Origin of the sequence: Geothermobacter hydrogeniphilus, assembly GCF_002898515.1 — a bacterium.
In the GTDB taxonomy this organism is placed as follows: Bacteria; Desulfobacterota; Desulfuromonadia; order Desulfuromonadales; family Geothermobacteraceae; genus Geothermobacter_A.
Genome location: NZ_PPFX01000007.1, coordinates 78,328 through 97,310 on the forward strand (window position 1 = coordinate 78,328; position 18,983 = coordinate 97,310).

An 18,983-nucleotide genomic window follows, 5' to 3' on the forward strand; every position below is an offset into this window, starting at 1 on the left:
AAAAATTGCTTTACGCTTTCATGCAATAAATCTGTTCTGTAAATTGATTAAATCGTATACAGGAATATTGTGCCATGGACAAACAACTTGTACTTGTTTTGGGGATGCATAGAAGTGGGACTTCACTTGCTGCAGGTATTCTTTGTAAGTGTGGAATAGATTTCGGTGACAACTTAATGCCTGCAACAGATGATAATCCGAAAGGCTATTTTGAAGATCTCGATTTTGTTGATATTAATGACACTATCCTTAGGAAGTATAAATCTTCATGGTATGATCATAGGCCTATAAAATTCAATTTTTTTAGATTTATAAGATACTATAAGTATCTATCATTGATTAGGACAAAGCTGGATGAAAAGTTTTCAGGGAAAACAATTATTGGTGTCAAGGACCCGCGAATTTCTCGCCTGTTGCCGGTGTGGGAAAAATTTTCCGAGCCCTATGATAAGAAATATATCGTTGTATTCAGATCTCCATTTGAAGTTGCAGAATCCTTAAGAAAAAGAGACGGGTTTTCTTTAGAGAAAAGTATAAAAATATGGATTGCATATAACAATTCAATTGTTGATTTTGTCGACAGCAATGATGGGATATTTTTTTCATATAAGAAAATAATAAGCAATACAGAAATGTTTGTTGATAGGGTTTTGAAAAATTTAAATATTGACATGAATGTGTCAACTATTGATGATTTTGGCTTTGTTGATAAGGGGCTTTATAGAAATAAAATTGAAGATAATTTTGATGACATTAAAGATTCTGAATTAAAGAAGAATTGTTTTGATATGTATCAGAGGCTTATTTCTTTGGAAGAAAAAACTAATATATCGTAAATATGAATAAAATTTCTGTTGTTATGGCAACCTGTAATGGTGCCAGATATTTAAGTAGCCAGATTGACAGTATCTTAAATCAGACCCTTGTGCCGGATGAGTTGATCATTGTTGATGACTTTTCAGATGACGAATCCTACGCTATCGTTCAGGCGTATCAGGATCGCTTTCCTGACAGGGTAAGAGTTTTTCAAAATACCGAAAGACTCGGGGTAAATAAAAATTTTGAAAAAGCTGCGACCCTCGCCACCGGTGAGCTGATTTTTTTTTCTGACCAGGATGATATTTGGGAGGAGGAGAAGATTGAGGTCATGGTTGCCCATAGAGGCGGTGCGAGCCTGCTTTACTCCAGTGGCATGATCATTGGCGAGGAAGGGGAAATCATCCATGAAAATGAACTTGAATTTTTAAGAGTTCCTGCTGTGCAGGGAACACCGTTGTTTTATCAGATTGAGGGAAATTCCATATCTGGACATAATGTTCTGGCGACTCGTGAACTTGTCGCAAAAGCCATTCCGTTCTGCGACGCATGCATGTACGACAAGTGGCTCGGGCTGGTTGCCTGTCTCTTGAATGGAATCAGGTTTCTTGATCTCAAGTTGGTCAGACACCGCATGCATGGTTCAAATGCGCAAAATAATCCTGAACTCAGAAAAAGGAATTCTGACGGTAAAAAAAGCGGCAGACTTATGAGGTTTCGTGAAGATTGCGCAATGAAGCGTGATTTATTGCGGCAACTCTTCAGGGTCCCTGTCGGTGAGTTTCCGCACAAGGACTTGTTGCAGCTGTACGTCGACCATTTGGAGACTTCTCATAGATGTTTTTTTAATCGCACCCTCTATCGGGAGTTGTTGAAACATAATTATGGTGGCTGGCTGAATCTGTCTCCGCCAAAGTTGCGAAAAAGGATTCGTAGAATAGCAAGGGGTGAGCTTTATTACCGTATTTTCTTCGTATGAAATGAAATAATATTTTTTTGAATTATTGAATCAATTTGTTTGTAACCTAAGTGTTTAGACAATCCTGTTTCGCTCTAGAAGGGGCTGGTCATGGCAACTGAGACAGATGATTCGTTTCGCTCCCATCTAACGTTGCACCATCAGGCTTTGAAGTCCGTGGAGCAGAATCTTGATCCCCTGATTCACCAGGCGGTCGAAATGATTGTGGCCTGCTTTGAGAGTGATGGCAAGCTGCTGATCATGGGGAACGGCGGTTCGGCGTCGGATGCCCAGCATTTTGCCGCCGAACTGGTCGGTCGTTATCGGGCGGAGCGGGACGGATTGCCCGCCATTGCCCTGACCACCGATTCCTCGATTCTGACCGCGGTCGGCAATGATTACGGATTTGAGCAGATCTTCGCCCGCCAGGTGGAGGCTCTGGCACGCCCGGAGGATTTGGTGGTTGTCCTCTCCACGAGCGGCAATTCCGGCAATGTCGTGGCCGCGGTGCGGGCGGCGAACGAGATCGGTTGCCGCAGCATCGGTCTGTTGGGGCGGGACGGCGGTGCCCTGAGTGCGCTGGTCGACCTGCCGCTGATCATTCCGGTCGAATCCACAGCCGTGGTGCAGGAGATGCACATCCTGCTGATCCACCTGTTGTGCGAAGCTGTTGATCACCATGATTTCGAGCGACGGGAGAGGTCATGAATGTCGGTCAATTCCTGGAGCAGGCCCGCGATTGTCCGATCCTGGTGATCGGCGACCTGATGCTTGACGAATACCTGTGGGGGGATGTTGAACGCATTTCCCCCGAGGCGCCGGTGCAGGTGGTCGACGTTGCCGACGAGGAAGTCAGACTCGGCGGCGCGGGCAACGTGATCCGGAACCTGGTCGAACTCGGCTGCCGGGTTAGTGCCGCGGGTGTCGTCGGTAAGGATGATGACGGGGACCTTCTCGGCAAAATGCTTGAGACGGCCGGTGTCGATTGCCGGGCCCTGCTGGCTGTTGCCGGTCGGCGCACCGGACGTAAAACCCGGGTTCTTTCGAACAGTCAGCAGATGCTGCGCATCGACCGGGAAAGTTGTGAGAATATCCCGGCGGTGACCGAGTCCCGGCTGCTTGAGGCGGTGCTGCCGCTTATCCCCCGGCAACGGGTGGTTCTGGTTTCCGATTACGGCAAGGGGGTTCTGACCGAGCGGGTGTTGCGGGAAATTCTTGCCGCCGGGCGGGCGGCCAAGGTTCCGGTGCTGGTTGATCCCAAGGGAGAGGATTTCCTGCGCTACCGTGGCGCCTTTCTGCTGACGCCGAACCGGCGCGAGGCCGGTTTGGCGTCCGGCATCCCGGTTGAGGATGAAGCGTCGGCCCTCGCCGCCGGCCGGGCTCTGATGGCGCAGTGCTCTCTTAAGGCCCTGGTCCTGACTCGCAGCGAAGAGGGTATGAGCGTTTTTCTGGAGAATGGTTCGGTGACCCCGATGCCGACCCGTGCCCGGGATGTCTACGATGTTTCCGGAGCCGGTGATACCGTGCTGGTTTTCGTCGGTCTCGGCGTGGCGACCGGCCTGTCGGTGATTGAGGCGGCCGCCCTGGCGAATGTTGCCGCCGGCATCGTCGTCGGCAAAGTCGGCACATCGACCGTGACAGCCGCTGACCTGTTCACCGCCGCCGGTGATGATTCCGGGCTGAACCGCAAGATCCGTCCGGCCGCGGAGTTGGCGGCCATTCTCGCTGACCGACGTCGGCAGGGACAGAACATTGTCTTCACCAACGGCTGTTTCGATCTTCTGCACGTCGGCCATGTCCGCTACCTGCAGCAGGCGAGGCAGCTTGGCGACCTGCTGGTACTGGGCCTTAATTCCGATGCCTCGATCCGTCGCCTGAAGGGGCCGAAGAGACCCCTGATCGGCGCTGAAGAACGGGCCCATATCCTGGCGGCGCTGGACTGTGTCGACTTCGTGGTCATGTTCGATGAGGATACGCCGCTGAACTTGATCGAATCCCTGCGGCCGGATATCCTCGTCAAGGGGAGCGACTACACGCCGGAAGAGGTGGTCGGCAGAGAGTTTGTCGAGAGTCAGGGCGGGCGGGTGGAACTGATCCGGGTGGTTGACGGCAAGTCGACCAGCAATCTCATTGAAAAGATCCTGCAGGCCTATCAGTCGTGACCTTCGGCACCGGTGAAACACTGAAGCCTGCGGTTTTTCTCGACCGGGACGGAACCATCAATGTCGAGAAAAATTACCTTTTCCGGGTGGAGGATTTCGAATTCATTGACGGGGTTCCGGCAGCGATCCGGCGCCTGAACCGGGCCGGACTGCCGGTGGTCGTGATCACCAACCAGTCGGGAATCGCGCGTGGGTTCTACGGTCTGTCCGAGGTCGAGACGCTGCACCGTCATGTTGACCGGTTGCTGGCCGTTGCCGGCGCGCGAATCGACGCCTGGTATATCTGTCCGCACCTCCCAGACTACAGTTCAGCGAAATGCGACTGTCGCAAACCGGCTCCCGGTCTGCTGCTGCGGGCGGCCGCCGAAAGAGGGATCGACCTGGCGCGGTCGTGGATGGTGGGCGACAAGCCGGCCGATATCCGGGCCGGGTTGTCGGTCGGTTGCGGCTCGATCCTGGTGAAAACCGGATACGGGAATACCGCGGTTGCCGAGGCGATGGAACTCAAGGTTCCGGTGGTCGAGACCCTCGTCGAGGCCGTCGATCTTATCCTGCGGCCAGGTTCAGGATTGACGCTTTGATTTCCACGCCGGGAATGATACCATTCCGCCCCAAATTAAATATCCAGCAACGCGACATAGGGGGGAGTTATTTCTACCATGAAAAATATTCTTGTTACCGGCGGCTGCGGGTTTATCGGCGCCAATTTCATCCGGCTGGCGCTTGAGAGCCCTGACGAGATCCGCCTGGTCAACCTCGACAAGCTGACCTATGCCGGCAATCCCGAGAACCTGTCCGGTCTCGACTCTGATCCCCGTTATCGTTTCGTGCGCGGCGATATCTGTGATCGTGAGCTGGTGCAGAAGTTGTTTGCCGAGGAAGAGATCGATACGGTGGTCCATTTTGCTGCGGAATCGCACGTTGATCGCAGCATCGACGGGCCCGGAGAATTCATCCGGACCAATATCAACGGCACCTTCTCGCTCCTTGAGGCGGCCCGCAGCACCTGGCTCGGGGGCGGAGGGAAGGGTGATGGCAGACGTTTCCTGCAAGTCAGCACCGACGAGGTTTACGGATCCCTGGGCGAAACCGGTTATTTTTCCGAAACCACCCCCTACGATCCCCGCTCTCCCTATTCGGCCAGCAAGGCGGCCTCCGACCACCTGGTCAGTGCCTATGGCCATACCTACGGCCTGCCGGTGCTGATCACCAACTGTTCCAACAATTACGGTCCCTACCAGTTTCCGGAAAAGCTGATTCCGCTGATTATCAACAACGCCCTCAATGGACGGGAACTGCCGGTCTACGGTGACGGCCGCAATATTCGCGACTGGCTGTTTGTCGAGGATCACTGCCGGGCGATCCTGGCTGTCCTGAACGGTGGCAGATGCGGCGAAACCTACAATATCGGTGGCAACAGTGAAAAACGGAACATCGAGGTGGTCGAAACTATCTGCGACATTCTCGATGAAAAAGTTGCCCCGCTGGCCTCGGGCGAACCACGTCGTTCGCTGGTCCGCTTCGTCAAGGACCGCGCCGGGCATGATCGCCGCTACGCCATTGACGCCGGCAAGATCAGGCGGGAACTCGGCTGGGAGCCGACGGTCCCTTTCGACGAGGGACTCCGCGGCACGGTCGACTGGTACCTTGCCAACCAGGCCTGGTGTGCCGCCATTCTTGACGGCTCCTACCAGGACTACTACGACCGGATGTACGGAGATCGCTGAATGAGCGTTTCGCTGAAGGTCGCCCTGATCGGGGCCAAGGGGATGCTGGCCGATGCGGTGCAGCGTCTCGCTCCCGGGAACTGGGATATTCGCGGTTATGATCTGCCCGGTTTTGACCTGACGGACCGGACCTCTGTTCTTGACCTGGCAGGGGAAAACCCGGATTTGATCATCAATTGCGCCGCCCTGACCGATGTCGACGGCTGCGAGAGTCGGGTCGAGCAGGCCGAGGCGGTCAACGGCAGGGGACCCGGCTACCTGGCGGAGCTGGCCCGTTGTTGCGGGGCGACGCTGGTGCATATTTCGACCGATTTTGTTTTCGACGGCAAAAAGGACAGTCCCTATCTGGAGACGGATACCCCGGACCCCCTGTCGGTGTATGGTCTGAGCAAGCTGCACGGTGAACAGGCGATTCTTGCCGTCGGCCTGGGGAGCTGCTTCATTATCCGTACCAGCTGGCTTTACGGAGCCGGCGGCGGCAATTTCGTCGAGACCATGGTGCGTCTCGCCCGTGAACGCGAAAGTCTCGGCATCGTCGCCGACCAGACCGGTACCCCGACCTGGACCGACGATCTGGTCCGGGCGATGCTGCGGCTGCTGGAACAGGGTGACTACGGCATCTATCATTACAGTAATGATGGCGCCTGCAGCTGGTACGATTTCGCCTGCGCCGCTATTGAACTGGCCCGGCGTGATGAAAAACTCGCGGTGCGGCAGGTTCGCCCGATCACGACCGCGGACTATCCGCTGCCGGCCTGTCGTCCGCGTTATTCCGTCCTCAGCAAGCAGAAGATCGGAAAGATCTCCGGTGTGGAGATTCCCGCCTGGCGGGAGAGCCTGAAGCGTTATTTTGAACAGAGACAGGGAGGGGATAAACCCCATGGCTATTGAAAAAGGCATTGTGCTGGCCGGTGGTGCCGGCACCCGCCTCTATCCGCTGACCCTGGTGGCCAGCAAGCAGCTGCAGCCGATTTATGACAAACCGATGATCTATTATCCGATCTCGACCCTGATGCGGGCCGGGATAAAGGATATCCTGATCATTTCCACGCCCCAGGATACGCCCCGTTTCGAGGCCCTGCTGGGTGATGGATCGCAGTGGGGACTTCGGCTCAGCTACCAGGTTCAGCCCGAGCCCAAAGGAATCGCCCAGGCTTTTCTGATCGGTGAGAAGTTCATTGACGGAAAGGCGGTTTCGTTGATTCTCGGTGACAATATCTTTTACGGCAAAATGGGCCTGTCGCGTATTTTCCGGGACTTTGCCGGTGGCGCCAGGGTGTTCGGCTATCCGGTGCAGGATCCGGAACGTTACGGCGTGGTCGAGTTCGATGCCTCGGGCAAGGTTCTCGGCATCGAAGAGAAACCGCGGCAGCCGAAATCACGTTACGCCGTGCCGGGGCTCTATCTTTATGATGAAAAGGTTGTCGAGCTGACTCGCGGGCTTCAACCTTCGGCGCGCGGGGAACTGGAAATCACCGACCTCAACCTGGCCTACCTTGAACGTCGGGAACTGCTGGTGGAAAAGCTCGAGCGGGGCATCGCCTGGCTCGACACCGGCACCCACATGAGTTTGCTGGAGGCGAGTCATTTCATCGGCACCCTTGAGGCGCGCCAGGGAGTCAAGATCGGCTGCCTCGAAGAGGTCGCCTACAGAAAAGGCTACATTGACCTTGACCAGCTGCTGGCGGTCATCGAGGCGATGCCGAAATCGAGTTACCGCAGTTACCTGGAACAACTCAGCCGCGAATAGGAGTCTGTATGCGGATTGTTACCATCGCCATTGCCGATGTCCTGCTGCTGGAGCCGCGGATTTTTCCGGACCGGCGCGGATTTTTCTTCGAGAGCTTCAACCGGGCCCGCTGGGAAGAGTTGACCGGGTTGAAAAACGATTTCGTTCAGGACAACCACTCGCGTTCCTGTCGCGGGGTTCTGCGCGGTCTGCATTACCAGGTTCAGCAGCCCCAGGGCAAACTGGTGCGGGCCGTCGGCGGAGAGATTTTCGATGTCGCCGTCGACCTGCGTCGTTCTTCACCGACATTCGGGCAATGGGTCGGCGCTGTCCTGTCGGATGAAAACAAGCGGCAACTCTGGGTCCCGGAAGGATTTGCCCACGGATTTATGGTACTCTCCGAGACGGCGGATCTGCTTTACAAGACCACCGCCTACTATGCCCCGCAGCATGAGCGGACGATTCGTTGGGATGACCCGGACCTGGGGATCGACTGGCCGCGTGATGTTCAGCCCCTGCTGTCGGAAAAAGACGCAGCGGGAACCGCGTTCCGGGATGCCGAATGTTACCCCTGACCTGAATCTGAGTTCCTGTTGGATGGAGAGTGCAAGTGCTTGGTCTGAATGAGATTTGCAAAAATCTGAAGCGCACCCACAGGTTCGCTGGTGATTTTTGGGAAGCTCAGGCAGATCAATGACTTGTGCTGTCCGCCAACAAGGGGCTCACTGATTCAGGACTGAGAGAGGATGAGCCAAGATGATTGACAGCATGACCGGCTTCGGCAAGGGCCGGGCGGCCGGTGAGAACATCGCCATCGGCATCGAGATCAAATCGGTCAACCACCGCTTCTGCGATGTCAATGTCAAGGGGCCACGGGTCGCCATGCCCCTTGAGGGCATACTCAAGAAAAAGGTTTCCGAGAGCCTGTCGCGCGGCAAGATCGATATTTTCATCAACCTGGAGATCATTGGCGAGCAGGCCTACGAGGCCCGGATCAACAAGCCGCTGGCCGACGCCCTGGTCCGGTCGCTGAACAAACTGCAGAAGGCTTATGGTCTGGACGACAAGGTCTCGCTCGACCTGCTGGTCGGGCAGAAGGATGTGCTGCAGTTTTCCGAAAGTATTTCGCTCGACGAGTTGCGGCCGTGTCTGGAACAGGCCCTGGACGAGGCCTTGCTGCAGATTCGCCAGATGCGTCGTTCGGAAGGGGAGGCCCTGCAGGTCGATTTCGAGCAGCGACTGGAAAAGCTCGACAGTTTGATCGGCCGGGTGGCCGAACGGGCGCCTCAAGTCCCCCTGGAATGGCAGGAGAAGTTGCGCCAGCGGCTCGAACGTTATGCCGCCGATGTCGACATCGAACCGCAGCGGATCGCCCAGGAACTGGCCGTCTTTGCCGACCGCTGTGACATCAGCGAAGAACTGACCCGTTTCCGCAGTCACCTGGTCCAGTTTCGTGGGCTGTTTGATGCGGAGGAGCCGGTCGGCCGGAAAATGGACTTCCTGGTGCAGGAAATCAACCGTGAAACCAACACCATCGGCAGCAAGGCCAATGACGCCGTTATCGGCAGCCAGGTGGTCGAGATCAAGGCGGAGCTGGAAAAAATCCGCGAACAGGTACAGAACGTCGCATGAATGAAAAGTCCTCAGCAGAACGGCTTGATCCGATCGAAGCGCCCCGTGAAGGGCTGCTGATCGTCGTTTCTGCTCCATCCGGGGCCGGCAAGACCACCCTCTGTCGACATCTGGTTGACAATTTCAGCAATATCCGTCAGTCTGTCTCGTTCACGACCCGCAAGCCGCGTGGTTCGGAACGGGATGGCGTCGATTACCATTTCGTTGACCAGGCTGAATTCGACCGCATGGTCGCGGCCGGGGAATTCGCCGAGTGGGCGGAGGTCCACGGCAACTGCTACGGTACGGCGCTGAAGACCCTGGACGAGTCCCGTCGGCGGGGCGAGGATATTCTGCTCGATATCGACTGCCAGGGGGCCGCGCAACTGCGAGACAGGCTTGACGCCGCGGTCTTCGTTTTTATCCTGCCGCCGTCGCTTACGGAACTGGAAAGACGTCTCCGTTCCAGGCAGACCGACAGCGATGAGGTGATCCGGCATCGGCTGCGCAATGCCGAGCAGGAAATTCGCGCCGCCAGGTGGTATGATTACCTGATTGTCAATGCCGATCTGGAAACCGCCCGTCAGCGGTTGGCGTCCATCGTTCGGGCCGAACGGTGTCGGACCCGGCGCTTCAAGAGCGCGCCGGCGGTCTGGTTCGGGTTGGAAAAATTAAGTTAACACCAAGGGAGTTCTGATTATGGCACGTGTCACCGTTGAAGATTGTCTGGATGTAATCCCCAACCGCTTTTTGCTCTGCATGGTTGCATCCAAACGCTCCAAGCAGCTTTACAAGGGGGCCGCGCCCCTGATCGACAACAAGGCCAACAACAAAAAGGTCGTTGTTTCGCTGCGTGAAATCGCCGCTGGAAAAGTCGATTTCGAAATCCCCACCCGCAAGAGCTGAATGTAACGCCGGCTGAAAACCCGGGCAGGCGGCCGCCGTGCTGTCTACCCGTTTTTTGCCCGAGCCCTGATGGTCCGTCTCGACGACATCCTTGACATGGTGGCCGGCTATCATCCGACCGCCGACCTGGAACCGATCCGCAAGGCTTATGTCTTCTGCGGAAAGGTTCATCAGGGACAGGTGCGCCTCTCCGGCGAAGCCTATCTGCATCATCCCCTCGAAGTTGCCCATATCCTGGCCCAGTTGCAGCTTGATGTTCCCTCCATCGTTACCGGACTGCTGCACGATACCCTTGAAGACACCCTGACCGGCGAGGCGGAAATCCGCGAACTTTTCGGTGATGAAGTCTTTGAGCTGGTTGACGGGGTGACCAAGATCGGCCGGATGACATTCAAAACCCGGGCCGAGGAGCAGGCGGAAAATTTTCGCAAGATGCTGCTCGCCATGGCGCGCGATATCCGGGTGATCCTCGTCAAGCTGGCTGATCGGCTGCACAACATGCGTACTCTTGACACCCTGCCGCCCGAGCAGCAGCGGCTGATCGCCCGGGAGACGGCGGAGATCTACGCGCCGCTGGCCAACCGCATGGGGATCAGCTGGATCAAGAACGAACTGGAAAATCTTTCCTTCCGCTACCAGGAGCCGGACGACTATCGGGATCTGTCCGCCAGGATCGCGCGCCGCAAGCGCGAGCAGTCCCGCTATATCGAAGAGGTCAAGCGGATCCTCGGGCGGATGCTGAAAGACAACGGTTTTGACGGCCAGATCTCCGGCCGCGCCAAGCATCTTTTTTCCATCTACCAGAAAATGAAGCGGCAGCAGATCGATTTCGACCAGGTGCATGACCTGATCGCTTTCCGCATCATCCTGCCTTCGGTGCAGGACTGTTATGCGGTGCTCGGTATCGTCCATGCTCTATGGAAGCCAATTCCCGGACGCTTCAAGGATTATATTGCCATGCCCAAGGCCAACATGTACCAGTCGCTGCATACGACGGTTCTCGGCCCGCATGGCGAACGGATGGAGATCCAACTGCGCACCATCGAGATGCACCGGATTGCCGAAGAGGGCATCGCGGCGCACTGGAAATACAAGGAAGGCAAGGGGGCCCCGATTGCCGCCAGCGGCCGGCACGACCGGCGTTTCGCCTGGCTGCGGCAGATGCTCGAATGGCAGAAGGACCTGACCGATTCGCGGGAATTTCTCTCCTCGGTCAAGGTTGATCTCTTTCCCGAGGAAGTCTACGTATTTACCCCGAATGGCGATGTCAAGGAGCTGCCGCGCGGCTCGACCCCGGTCGATTTCGCCTACAGTATCCACAGCGATGTCGGCAATCACTGCAGCGGCGCCAAGGTCAACGGCAAGCTGGTACCGCTCAAGACCGAACTGCACAACGGTGACATCGTCGAAGTGACCACCCAGGCCGGCCAGCACCCGAGCAAGGACTGGCTCAAGTTTGTCCGCACGTCCAAGGCGCGCAACAAGATTCGCCACTGGATCAAGACCGAACAGCGTGAACGCAGCGTCGAACTCGGACGTGATCTGCTGGAAAAACGTCTCCGCAAGTACGGCATGAGCCTGAAAAAGGTGCTGTCGTCAGCCGACTGGCGGAAAGCCTGGGAGGAGTTCGGTTTCAGCGGCGGCGAGGATCTGCTGGCGGCTCTCGGTTACGGTAAGGTCTCCCTCGGCCAGATTGTCGCCAAGCTGGTTCCCCGCGAGCAGATCGAAACCCGACCGGCGGCGCCCGGCCCCCTCGGCAAGGTGGTCAACAAGATTCGTCAAAAACCCTCCAATGCCATCAAACTGCAGGGGGTCGAGGATATCCTGGTGCGTTTCGCCAAGTGCTGCAATCCTCTGCCGGGGGATGAAGTGATCGGTTTCATCACTCGTGGCCGCGGGGTGACCGTCCATGCCGGCGATTGCCCTCAGGTGCGGGAAACCGATCCGGAACGCCGTGTTCCGGTTGAGTGGGATCGACGCAAGAAGGCGTCCCGACCGGTCAGAATCAGGGTCTACTGCGAGAACCAGCGGGGGATGCTGGCCGCCATTACCACTGCCATCACCAACTGTGACGCCAACATCATCAGCGCCAATGTCCATTCAACCGCTGACCACAAGGGGGTCAACAATTTTGAAGTGGATGTTCAGGATCTTGAACATCTCAACCGGGTGCGCCAGGCGGTTGTCAACCTCAAGGGTGTTTACAAGGTGGAGCGGTTGCGCGGCTGAGGGTGTCATCAGAAAAGGGAGAGCATCATGGCTAAAGAGATCATTCAGAGTGACAATGCGCCGGCAGCTATCGGACCCTATGCACAGGGGGTCCGGGTGGGCGATCAGGTCTGGTTTTCCGGACAGATTCCGCTTGATCCGGTCAGCGGCGAGGTGGTGTCCGGCGGGATTGCCGAACAGACCGAACAGGTGATGAAAAACATGGGCGCGGTTCTCGCTGCCGCCGGGCTCGATTTCGGCCAGGTGGTCAAGACCACCATCTATCTTGTCGACCTCGCTGATTTTACCGTTGTCAACGAAATTTACGGGCGCTTCTTTCCCGCCGCGCCACCGGCTCGCGCCACCGTTGAAGTGGCTGCCCTGCCGAAAGGGGTATCGGTCGAGATCGAATGGATCGCGCACGATGACGCGTGATGAGATGTGAGGGGACAGTCCCCCTTGATGAAGGGGACTGTCCCCTCACGTTGCCGGTTCACAAAAAAGGCGGTTCACCCCGAGGGCGAACCGCCTTTTTCAGTTTCAGCTACCGGTTGCGTCAGCCTGCCTTGACCACCGCTCCGGAACGGATGCAGCGGGTGCAGACCTTGATCGCCCGGACCTGACCGTTCCGCAGCGCCCTGACCTTCTGCAGGTTCGGATTCCAGACTTTACGGGTTTTGTTATGTGCATGACTGACATTGTTGCCGGTCGTCGGTTTTTTTCCGCAGATTTCACACACCTTGGCCATCGATCGATACCTCCTCAAGATTCAGAACGCAAATTTCTAGCATGCTTCGAAAAAGAATGCAAGGGACTTTTTCAAGTCACCGGACGGCTATGGCCCTTTTCTCTTCATGCCGGTCAGGGTCAGGGCGACCAGGGCTTCGCCGAGCAGCCCGAGAGCGGGATAGAGTTGTTCGGCACAGGCCTGATAGAGACCCTTGCCGGGACGGATCGATCCTCGTTCGCCGCATGCGCCACCGGCCGCGGGGGCCGTGCCGCCGCTCTGCAGGCGCTTGAAAGTGAGCCGGGCGGAAGGGAAGAGTGCGTGCAGTTCGGTCGACAATTGTTCTTCCGGATCGAGATTGGATGGACAGCGCAGATAGATTTCCGGCTGATTCCGGTTGCGGCCGAGAGCAAGTTGAAAGGCACCTGCCGGAGAGTGGAGCAGTAAACGTGGTGCCAACAGCTTCGATGGTTCCGGAGAGGGTGTGCCCAGTTCCCACAGTGCCGGACCGGCCAACGCCTCCGGCCATCCGGGGACCGGGGTGGTTGGTCGGGCCGCCAGCAGCAGTTGATCGCAGGAAACCGTTTCCGAACCGAGGCGGCATTGGACGACTCCCGAACGGAGTGGTCGCAGATCGGTGAGTTGCTCCAGCGGACGCCGGGTCGCGCCGGCATCGATCAGGCGCTGATCGAGCAGCTTGTCGAGAACGGCTCCCGCCACGGACTGTCGGCCGAGGACCTGGGCCCAGGCAAGGGCGGCTTCAGCCAGGCTCAGGTCGGCGGCGGGAATCAGGCAGATGGAGGCCAGAAGAGACTCGCACAGGTGCCTTCCTTCCGCGTCGAGTGTCTGCCGGGAGCACCAGTCGGCAAAGGGTTGGCGCAGAAGGCTCCCGGGCAGCCCCTTGCTGCGACACGCCAGGGCCCAGCGAGTTCTGCGGCGAAGGTTGAGGGCAGGGCTGCCGCCGATTTCGATCAGGGCGTGCTGCAGCGTGCTGCCCCATTGCTGCAGCTGGTCAAGCAGGGCAATGATCCGGGAGTAGGACTGCGGATGTTCCCGCCGGATTTCGTCTTGCCAGGGCGTACTGCCGTGGATTTCGATGCAGGTTGTTCCGATGTGAAGCTGGACCGGGACCGCCGTCGTCAGGCAGTTGCGGGCCTGCAGCTGATCAAGCAGGGCGTCGAGCATGTGCGAGTTGTACCCGAGGAGGTATTTCGGCTGCCCCCGGCCATGCAGGTGCAGGACACGCAGTCCCCGGCGACCCAGCAGGATTCCGTCGATACGGGCTCCGGGGGCATCGCCGGCGATGATCAGGTCGTAATGCTGATGGGCCATGATTCATCCTTCCGGCAGGTTCTCTTCCGACCAGAGCTCGATCCCGTGTCGTTCGAGAAGGGCCGCGGCAACGCCCATTCCGGGGACAACCCGTTCTTCAAGGTAAATGAGGCGGCTGCCGCAGGATGGGCTGCGTTCCTTGAGAATGGCGCGTCGACAGCCGCACAGTCGGGCAATCGCCAGGGTTTGTCCGGCCCCCTTGAGGAAGAGGTCGCTGACCGGTTGCTGCCGGTCGTCGCGGACTTCGCCCGCGCCGTTGAGCAGCGCCCGCCCGTCGCCGCGGGTAAAGCGGGTTCGTGGTCGCGGGGTGGGCAGACCGGCGAGCTGTTCCGGGCAGACCGGTATCGGAACCAGGTTGTGCCGTTGCAGAAAGGCGCGAACGTCGCTGTTGGTTTTGCATCTGCCGTCGTAGCGGGTCGGCAGGCCGAGGAGACAGCTGCTGACGAGAATCGGTTCCGCCTTGCGCTCGCTCATGGCCGTTTGGTCAGTCGTCCAGCGGGGGATTGATCAGGCTCGCCCGCAGGGGGGAGGCCGATGGGGTGATGCGGACCTTGCGGCCCTCGATCCGCAGCCGTCCTTCGGCGAACAGTTGAATGGCGCGGGGGTAGATGCGGTGTTCCTCGACCAGAATGCGGGCGGCGAGGCTCTCCTCGTCGTCATCTTCCAGTACCGGAACCACAGCCTGTAGGATGATCGGGCCGGTGTCGACGCCGCCGTCGACGAAATGAACCGTGCAGCCGGAAAAACGGGCGCCGTATTCAATCGCTTTGCGCTGCACGTGCAGGCCGGGAAAGGCCGGCAACAGGGCGGGGTGAATGTTGATGATGCGTCCGGGAAAGGCTTCGAGGAAGACGTCGCTGATCAACCGCATGAAACCGGCCAGAACCACCAGCTCGACCCCTGCCTGCTGCAGTGCGGAGACGACCCGGTGATCGAAGTCGGCGCGACTGCTGAACTGTCGATGATCGATGCAGAGGGTGGTGATGTCGGCAGCCGCGGCACGTTCCAGGCAACCGGCGCCGGGGTTGTTGCTGATCACCAGCGCGATGGAGGCATCCAGGCTGCCGTCCCGGCAACGGTCGATGATCGCCTGCAGATTGGTGCCGCTTCCTGAGGCCAGGACGCCGATTTTCAGTTTGCCGGACATGGCCCGTTAATCTCCGACACCATGCAGGATGACCTGTTCTTCGCCCTCTTTACAGAGAGAGACGGTACCGATCTGCCAGGCCTTTTCCTCCAGGCCGCCGAGCCGGACCAGGATGTCGTCGGCCTGCGCGGCGGGAACGATCAGCACCATGCCGATACCGTAGTTGAAGGTCCGGTACATCTCCTGTGGGGCGATGTTGCCGCCTTCGCGCAGCCGTTCAAAAATAGCCGGTTTGGGCCAGGCGGTGGTGTCGATGTCGACCCGGCAGTGGCGCGGCAGCACCCGCGGGACATTTTCCAGCAGGCCGCCGCCGGTGATATGGGCCATCCCCTTGATTTCGAAATCCCGCAGCAGGTTGAGGATTGATTTGACGTAGATCCGGGTCGGGGTGATCAGCTCTTCGCCGAGGGTGCCTTCCAGGCCATCAAGGCGGGCATCGAGGGAGAGCCCCATGGTTTCGAGAAAAACCTTGCGGGCCAGGGAGAAACCGTTGGAGTGCAGACCGCTCGACCCGATGCCGATGATCAGATCTCCGTCGGTGATGGCCGATCCGTCGATAATGCGGTTGTTGTCGACCACGCCGACCGTGAAACCGGCCAGGTCATATTCCCCGTCGCCGTACATGCCCGGCATTTCCGCGGTTTCGCCACCGACCAGGGCGCAGTTGGACTGCACGCAGCCTTCGGAGATACCGGCAACGATTTCGGCCGCCTTCTCCGGGGCCAGTTTCCCGGTCGCCAGGTAGTCGAGAAAGAAGAGCGGTTCGGCCCCCTGGACGATGATGTCATTGACGCACATGGCCACCAGGTCGATGCCGACGGTGTCGTGTTTGTCAAGCATGAAGGCCAGCTTCAGCTTGGTGCCGACGCCATCGGTCGAGGAAACCAGGACCGGGTTCTGATACTTGTCGGTATTGAGTGAAAAGAGGCCTCCGAAGCCGCCGATGTCGGTCAGTACCTCGGGCCGCGAAGCTGCCTTGACCAAGGGCTTGATCAATTGCACGAAACGATTGCCGGCATCGATATCGACGCCGGCATCCTTGTAGGTCATCTGCTTGTCTCTGGACAAGGTGGAACTCCTCTGGCTGAAGCCTGAATCTGTGAGCCCCTTGTCGGCGGACAGCATAAGTCATTGCCCTGCCTGAGCTTTCCAAAAATCACCAGCGAACCTATGGGGGCGCTTCAGATTTTTGGAAATCTCATTCAGACCAAGCACTTGCACTCTCCATCCAACAGGAACTCACAGATTCAGGCAAAGTGGACCCTTTTTTAAATCAATGTTGCCGGAGTGTCAATGCTGAATCCGTCTCCTGCGGCCTGACAGAGAGCCTCGGACAGATTGCAACAATCCTTTACAGGGAGCCGTGGCTCAACTATCATGCTGTCTCGCCATGAACAGACTGTACATCCGCCGCCTGACGGCTGACGATCTTGAAAAGATTACCGCACTTGAGCGTCGTTGTCAGCCTCACCCCTGGAGCCGGGAGCTTTTTTGCCGGGAACTGGGCAACCCGGTGGCACGTTTCCATGTGGCGGAACTCGCCGGCAGCATTGCCGGCTACCTGTGCTGCTGGCAGATCGGTGACGAACTGGAAATCCACAACGTCGCGACCGATCCCGATTATCGGCGTCGCGGGATTGCCCGCCGTCTGTTGGCGGGGGTTCTCGCCGACCCCGGAGTGGCCCGCGTCTTCCTTGAAGTCCGGAGCGGCAACCGGGGCGCCATCGCCCTCTACCGGGCACTTGGGTTCCGGGTTTCCGATTGTCGCCGGGGTTATTATCACGACGGCGAGGACGCTTTGCTGATGGACTGGCGGAGACCCGGACCGGATTGACCCTTTTGCAAAACCAGGAGAGACTGTTTCATGTCAAACTTCAAGACCCGAATCCTGGCCAACCAGGAGATATCCCCCGGTTACTGGCGCATGCGGATTCAGGCTCCCGGTGCTGTTGCCGATTGCCGTGCCGGCCAGTTTCTGATGTTCCGGGTGCAGTTGTCGCTGCTGCCGCTGCTGCGCCGCCCCTTCGGCATCTTCCGTACCGGGTTTCAACCTTCGGATGTTGATGGCCTGCCGCCGGTTGAATACCTGGAAATTCTCTACAAAGTGGTCGGTCAGGGGACGGCCATGATGAGCGAACTGCATCATGGCGATCGGGTGGAGATTCTCGGGCCCCTGGGGCGCGGTTTCGATGGCGGCGAGCCGGGGCGACGCAAAATCCTTGTCGGCGGCGGTATCGGTCTGGTTCCTCTCTATATGCTCGCCGAACAGCTGGTCGGCGGCAACGAAGTCAGGCTGCTGATGGGGGGGCGTACCCGTGACGATATCATCGTCGTGACCGAGTTCGAGCGCCTCGGCGTGCAGACCTATGTTTCGACCGAAGACGGCAGCCTCGGCGATCGCGGCCTGGTGACCGCGGTTCTGCAGCAGCAGCTCGACACCGATCCCGACGCCGACGTCTTTGCCTGCGGTCCGCTGCCGATGCTCGAAGCGGTCCATGATATCTGTCGTCAGCGCCAGGTGCCGCTGCAGGTGTCGCTGGAAGCCCTGATGGCCTGCGGGGTCGGTGCCTGTCTCGGTTGCGTGGTCAAGGGTGTCGGCCATTCCGAAACCAGTCCGCGCTTTCTCTGTACCTGTAAGGAAGGTCCGGTTTTCCGTGCCGAACAACTGGCCTGGGACCGCCTGGACCGGACCGAAGGCACTTGCGAGGGATGCAAATGATGTCGCAGCAATCAACGGCCAAAGTCTCCCTGGCGGTGGAAATCGCCGGACTGCGGATGAAAAACCCGGTCATGCCGGCGTCGGGAACCTTCGGTTACGGTGAAGAGTTCGCCCCCTATCTCGATCTCAACCGGCTTGGCGCGATTGTCACCAAGGGCCTGTCGCTGCGGCCCAAGGCCGGCAATCCGACCCCGCGCATCTGTGAAACGGTCAGCGGCATGCTCAACGCCATCGGTCTGCAGAATGTCGGGGTGGATGCCTTTATCGAACACAAGATGCCCTTTCTGCGGGAAATCAATACCCCGGTGATTGCCAACTTCTTCGGCAATACCCTGGAGGAATACGGCGAGGTCGCCCGACGGCTGAACGACATTCCCGAACTGGCGGCGGTCGAGCTGAATATTTCCTGTCCCAACGTCAAGCAGGGAGGGATTGTCTTCGGGACCGATCCGCAGGCCGCCCACCAGGCGGTCGACGTGGTGCGGAAGAATCTCGACAAACCGCTGATTGTCAAGCTGACGCCGAACGTCACCGATATTACCGTGATCGCCCGGGCGGTGGCCGATGCCGGGGCAGACGCGGTCAGCTGCATCAATACCCTGACCGGCATGTCGATTGACGTACGGCGGCGCAAACCGCGAATCGCCAACCGCACCGGCGGGCTGTCGGGGCCGGCGATCCGCCCGATCGCCGTCCGCATGGTCCACCAGGTGGTGCAGGCGGTTGACATTCCGGTGATCGGCGTCGGCGGCATCAGCAGCGCCGAGGATGCCCTCGAATTCCTCATCGCCGGTGCGCAGGCGGTGCAGGTCGGTACCGCCAACTTTGTTGATCCGGATGCCATGCAGCAGGTGATCGACGGCCTGGAACGGTTCTGCATCGAGGAGAGAATCGCGGACATTCGGGAACTGATCGGCAGCCTTGAGGTATAATTCCTTTCA

22 protein-coding genes are annotated in these 18,983 nt (G+C 58.3%); 17 read left to right on the forward strand and 5 right to left on the reverse strand.

Features of this window, described 5'->3' with window-relative positions; all coding sequences use genetic code 11:
* The first annotated feature begins 74 nt into the window (after positions 1-74).
* The 14 genes from C2E25_RS04905 to C2E25_RS04970 all read left to right on the forward strand — a co-directional run bounded on the left by C2E25_RS04905 (position 75) and on the right by C2E25_RS04970 (position 12,552).
* A complete protein-coding gene (locus C2E25_RS04905; RefSeq protein ID WP_103114670.1) occupies positions 75-836 on the forward strand; it encodes a sulfotransferase family protein in 762 nt (253 codons plus the stop codon).
* A 2-nt stretch (positions 837-838) separates the two neighbouring features.
* Positions 839-1,795, forward strand: a complete 957-nt coding sequence (locus tag C2E25_RS04910) for a glycosyltransferase (RefSeq protein WP_103114671.1) — start codon at positions 839-841, stop codon at positions 1,793-1,795.
* A 90-nt stretch (positions 1,796-1,885) separates the two neighbouring features.
* Positions 1,886-2,482 carry a D-sedoheptulose-7-phosphate isomerase gene (locus C2E25_RS04915; RefSeq protein WP_103114672.1) on the forward strand — a complete coding sequence of 199 codons (597 nt, stop codon included), beginning with the start codon at positions 1,886-1,888 and terminating at the stop codon, positions 2,480-2,482.
* Positions 2,479-3,936: a D-glycero-beta-D-manno-heptose-7-phosphate kinase gene (gene rfaE1, locus C2E25_RS04920; protein ID WP_103114673.1), complete on the forward strand. Its 1,458-nt coding sequence runs from the start codon at positions 2,479-2,481 to the stop codon at positions 3,934-3,936. The genes C2E25_RS04915 and rfaE1 overlap by 4 nt, the downstream gene beginning before the upstream one ends.
* A complete protein-coding gene (gene gmhB, locus C2E25_RS04925) occupies positions 3,933-4,517 on the forward strand; it encodes a D-glycero-beta-D-manno-heptose 1,7-bisphosphate 7-phosphatase (RefSeq protein ID WP_233189342.1) in 585 nt (194 codons plus the stop codon). The genes rfaE1 and gmhB overlap by 4 nt, the downstream gene beginning before the upstream one ends.
* 78 nt (positions 4,518-4,595) lie before the next feature.
* Entirely contained in the window at positions 4,596-5,663 is a 1,068-nt protein-coding gene (gene rfbB, locus C2E25_RS04930) for a dTDP-glucose 4,6-dehydratase (RefSeq protein WP_103114674.1), read from the forward strand.
* On the forward strand, positions 5,664-6,554 hold the full coding sequence (gene rfbD / locus C2E25_RS04935) for a dTDP-4-dehydrorhamnose reductase (protein WP_103114675.1): 891 nt from the start codon (positions 5,664-5,666) through the stop codon (positions 6,552-6,554). It abuts the gene before it with no gap.
* Positions 6,544-7,413, forward strand: a complete 870-nt coding sequence (gene rfbA / locus C2E25_RS04940; RefSeq protein ID WP_103114676.1) for a glucose-1-phosphate thymidylyltransferase RfbA — start codon at positions 6,544-6,546, stop codon at positions 7,411-7,413. Before rfbD ends, rfbA begins: the two co-directional genes overlap by 11 nt.
* Before the next feature lie 8 nt (positions 7,414-7,421).
* On the forward strand, positions 7,422-7,967 hold the full coding sequence (gene rfbC, locus C2E25_RS04945; RefSeq protein ID WP_103114677.1) for a dTDP-4-dehydrorhamnose 3,5-epimerase: 546 nt from the start codon (positions 7,422-7,424) through the stop codon (positions 7,965-7,967).
* 181 nt (positions 7,968-8,148) lie between these two features.
* Positions 8,149-9,024, forward strand: coding sequence for a YicC/YloC family endoribonuclease (locus C2E25_RS04950; protein ID WP_103114678.1), 876 nt, complete (start codon positions 8,149-8,151; stop codon positions 9,022-9,024).
* A complete protein-coding gene (gene gmk / locus C2E25_RS04955) occupies positions 9,021-9,683 on the forward strand; it encodes a guanylate kinase (protein ID WP_103114679.1) in 663 nt (220 codons plus the stop codon). Before C2E25_RS04950 ends, gmk begins: the two co-directional genes overlap by 4 nt.
* 19 nt (positions 9,684-9,702) lie before the next feature.
* Positions 9,703-9,909 (forward strand): DNA-directed RNA polymerase subunit omega, encoded by a 207-nt coding sequence (gene rpoZ, locus C2E25_RS04960; protein ID WP_085010786.1) that lies wholly within the window; start codon positions 9,703-9,705, stop codon positions 9,907-9,909.
* Positions 9,910-9,978: 69 nt separating this feature from the next.
* Positions 9,979-12,138: a RelA/SpoT family protein gene (locus C2E25_RS04965; RefSeq protein WP_103114680.1), complete on the forward strand. Its 2,160-nt coding sequence runs from the start codon at positions 9,979-9,981 to the stop codon at positions 12,136-12,138.
* 27 nt (positions 12,139-12,165) lie between these two features.
* Positions 12,166-12,552 (forward strand): RidA family protein, encoded by a 387-nt coding sequence (locus C2E25_RS04970; protein WP_103114681.1) that lies wholly within the window; start codon positions 12,166-12,168, stop codon positions 12,550-12,552.
* A 121-nt stretch (positions 12,553-12,673) separates the two neighbouring features.
* On the opposite strand, the gene rpmB is transcribed toward C2E25_RS04970, so the two are convergent.
* The 5 genes from rpmB to purM form a co-directional block, all read right to left on the reverse strand.
* Positions 12,674-12,865, reverse strand: coding sequence for a 50S ribosomal protein L28 (gene rpmB, locus C2E25_RS04975; protein ID WP_085008226.1), 192 nt, complete (start codon positions 12,863-12,865; stop codon positions 12,674-12,676).
* A gap of 87 nt (positions 12,866-12,952) precedes the next feature.
* Positions 12,953-14,176: a hypothetical protein gene (locus tag C2E25_RS04980; RefSeq protein WP_103114682.1), complete on the reverse strand. Its 1,224-nt coding sequence runs from the start codon at positions 14,174-14,176 to the stop codon at positions 12,953-12,955.
* Positions 14,177-14,179: 3 nt separating this feature from the next.
* A complete protein-coding gene (locus tag C2E25_RS04985; RefSeq protein ID WP_103114683.1) occupies positions 14,180-14,650 on the reverse strand; it encodes a DUF523 domain-containing protein in 471 nt (156 codons plus the stop codon).
* Positions 14,651-14,660: 10 nt separating this feature from the next.
* Positions 14,661-15,323 (reverse strand): phosphoribosylglycinamide formyltransferase, encoded by a 663-nt coding sequence (gene purN, locus C2E25_RS04990; protein ID WP_103114684.1) that lies wholly within the window; start codon positions 15,321-15,323, stop codon positions 14,661-14,663.
* 6 nt (positions 15,324-15,329) lie between these two features.
* On the reverse strand, positions 15,330-16,373 hold the full coding sequence (gene purM, locus C2E25_RS04995) for a phosphoribosylformylglycinamidine cyclo-ligase (protein WP_103114709.1): 1,044 nt from the start codon (positions 16,371-16,373) through the stop codon (positions 15,330-15,332).
* Positions 16,374-16,713: 340 nt separating this feature from the next.
* On the opposite strand from purM, the gene rimI reads away from it, so the two are divergent.
* From rimI to C2E25_RS05010, 3 genes are read left to right on the forward strand one after another with little or no spacing between them, the layout of a single operon-like run.
* The gene (gene rimI, locus C2E25_RS05000) at positions 16,714-17,157 is read left to right on the forward strand and encodes a ribosomal protein S18-alanine N-acetyltransferase (protein WP_103114685.1); all 444 of its coding nucleotides are present in this window, start codon (positions 16,714-16,716) and stop codon (positions 17,155-17,157) included.
* 30 nt (positions 17,158-17,187) lie between these two features.
* Positions 17,188-18,042 carry a dihydroorotate dehydrogenase electron transfer subunit gene (locus C2E25_RS05005; protein ID WP_103114686.1) on the forward strand — a complete coding sequence of 285 codons (855 nt, stop codon included), beginning with the start codon at positions 17,188-17,190 and terminating at the stop codon, positions 18,040-18,042.
* Complete coding sequence (locus C2E25_RS05010; protein WP_103114687.1) at positions 18,042-18,974, forward strand: dihydroorotate dehydrogenase; 933 nt, start codon at positions 18,042-18,044, stop codon at positions 18,972-18,974. Before C2E25_RS05005 ends, C2E25_RS05010 begins: the two co-directional genes overlap by 1 nt.
* The last annotated feature ends 9 nt before the right edge of the window (positions 18,975-18,983 follow it).

Coding starts and splice junctions, on each gene's coding strand:
- rfaE1 (WP_103114673.1), top strand. CDS start 2,479: ATGAATGTCGGTCAATTCCTGGAGCAGGCCCGCGATTGTCCGATCCTG.
- gmk (WP_103114679.1), top strand. CDS start 9,021: ATGAATGAAAAGTCCTCAGCAGAACGGCTTGATCCGATCGAAGCGCCC.
- C2E25_RS04980 (WP_103114682.1), bottom strand. CDS start 14,176: ATGGCCCATCAGCATTACGACCTGATCATCGCCGGCGATGCCCCCGGA.
- C2E25_RS05010 (WP_103114687.1), top strand. CDS start 18,042: ATGTCGCAGCAATCAACGGCCAAAGTCTCCCTGGCGGTGGAAATCGCC.
- rfbB (WP_103114674.1), top strand. CDS start 4,596: ATGAAAAATATTCTTGTTACCGGCGGCTGCGGGTTTATCGGCGCCAAT.
- C2E25_RS04985 (WP_103114683.1), bottom strand. CDS start 14,650: ATGAGCGAGCGCAAGGCGGAACCGATTCTCGTCAGCAGCTGTCTCCTC.
- rpmB (WP_085008226.1), bottom strand. CDS start 12,865: ATGGCCAAGGTGTGTGAAATCTGCGGAAAAAAACCGACGACCGGCAAC.
- purN (WP_103114684.1), bottom strand. CDS start 15,323: ATGTCCGGCAAACTGAAAATCGGCGTCCTGGCCTCAGGAAGCGGCACC.
- rfbA (WP_103114676.1), top strand. CDS start 6,544: ATGGCTATTGAAAAAGGCATTGTGCTGGCCGGTGGTGCCGGCACCCGC.
- C2E25_RS04905 (WP_103114670.1), top strand. CDS start 75: ATGGACAAACAACTTGTACTTGTTTTGGGGATGCATAGAAGTGGGACT.
- C2E25_RS04970 (WP_103114681.1), top strand. CDS start 12,166: ATGGCTAAAGAGATCATTCAGAGTGACAATGCGCCGGCAGCTATCGGA.
- C2E25_RS04950 (WP_103114678.1), top strand. CDS start 8,149: ATGATTGACAGCATGACCGGCTTCGGCAAGGGCCGGGCGGCCGGTGAG.
- rfbD (WP_103114675.1), top strand. CDS start 5,664: ATGAGCGTTTCGCTGAAGGTCGCCCTGATCGGGGCCAAGGGGATGCTG.
- purM (WP_103114709.1), bottom strand. CDS start 16,373: ATGACCTACAAGGATGCCGGCGTCGATATCGATGCCGGCAATCGTTTC.
- rfbC (WP_103114677.1), top strand. CDS start 7,422: ATGCGGATTGTTACCATCGCCATTGCCGATGTCCTGCTGCTGGAGCCG.
- C2E25_RS04965 (WP_103114680.1), top strand. CDS start 9,979: ATGGTCCGTCTCGACGACATCCTTGACATGGTGGCCGGCTATCATCCG.
- rimI (WP_103114685.1), top strand. CDS start 16,714: ATGAACAGACTGTACATCCGCCGCCTGACGGCTGACGATCTTGAAAAG.
- C2E25_RS05005 (WP_103114686.1), top strand. CDS start 17,188: ATGTCAAACTTCAAGACCCGAATCCTGGCCAACCAGGAGATATCCCCC.
- C2E25_RS04910 (WP_103114671.1), top strand. CDS start 839: ATGAATAAAATTTCTGTTGTTATGGCAACCTGTAATGGTGCCAGATAT.
- C2E25_RS04915 (WP_103114672.1), top strand. CDS start 1,886: ATGGCAACTGAGACAGATGATTCGTTTCGCTCCCATCTAACGTTGCAC.
- rpoZ (WP_085010786.1), top strand. CDS start 9,703: ATGGCACGTGTCACCGTTGAAGATTGTCTGGATGTAATCCCCAACCGC.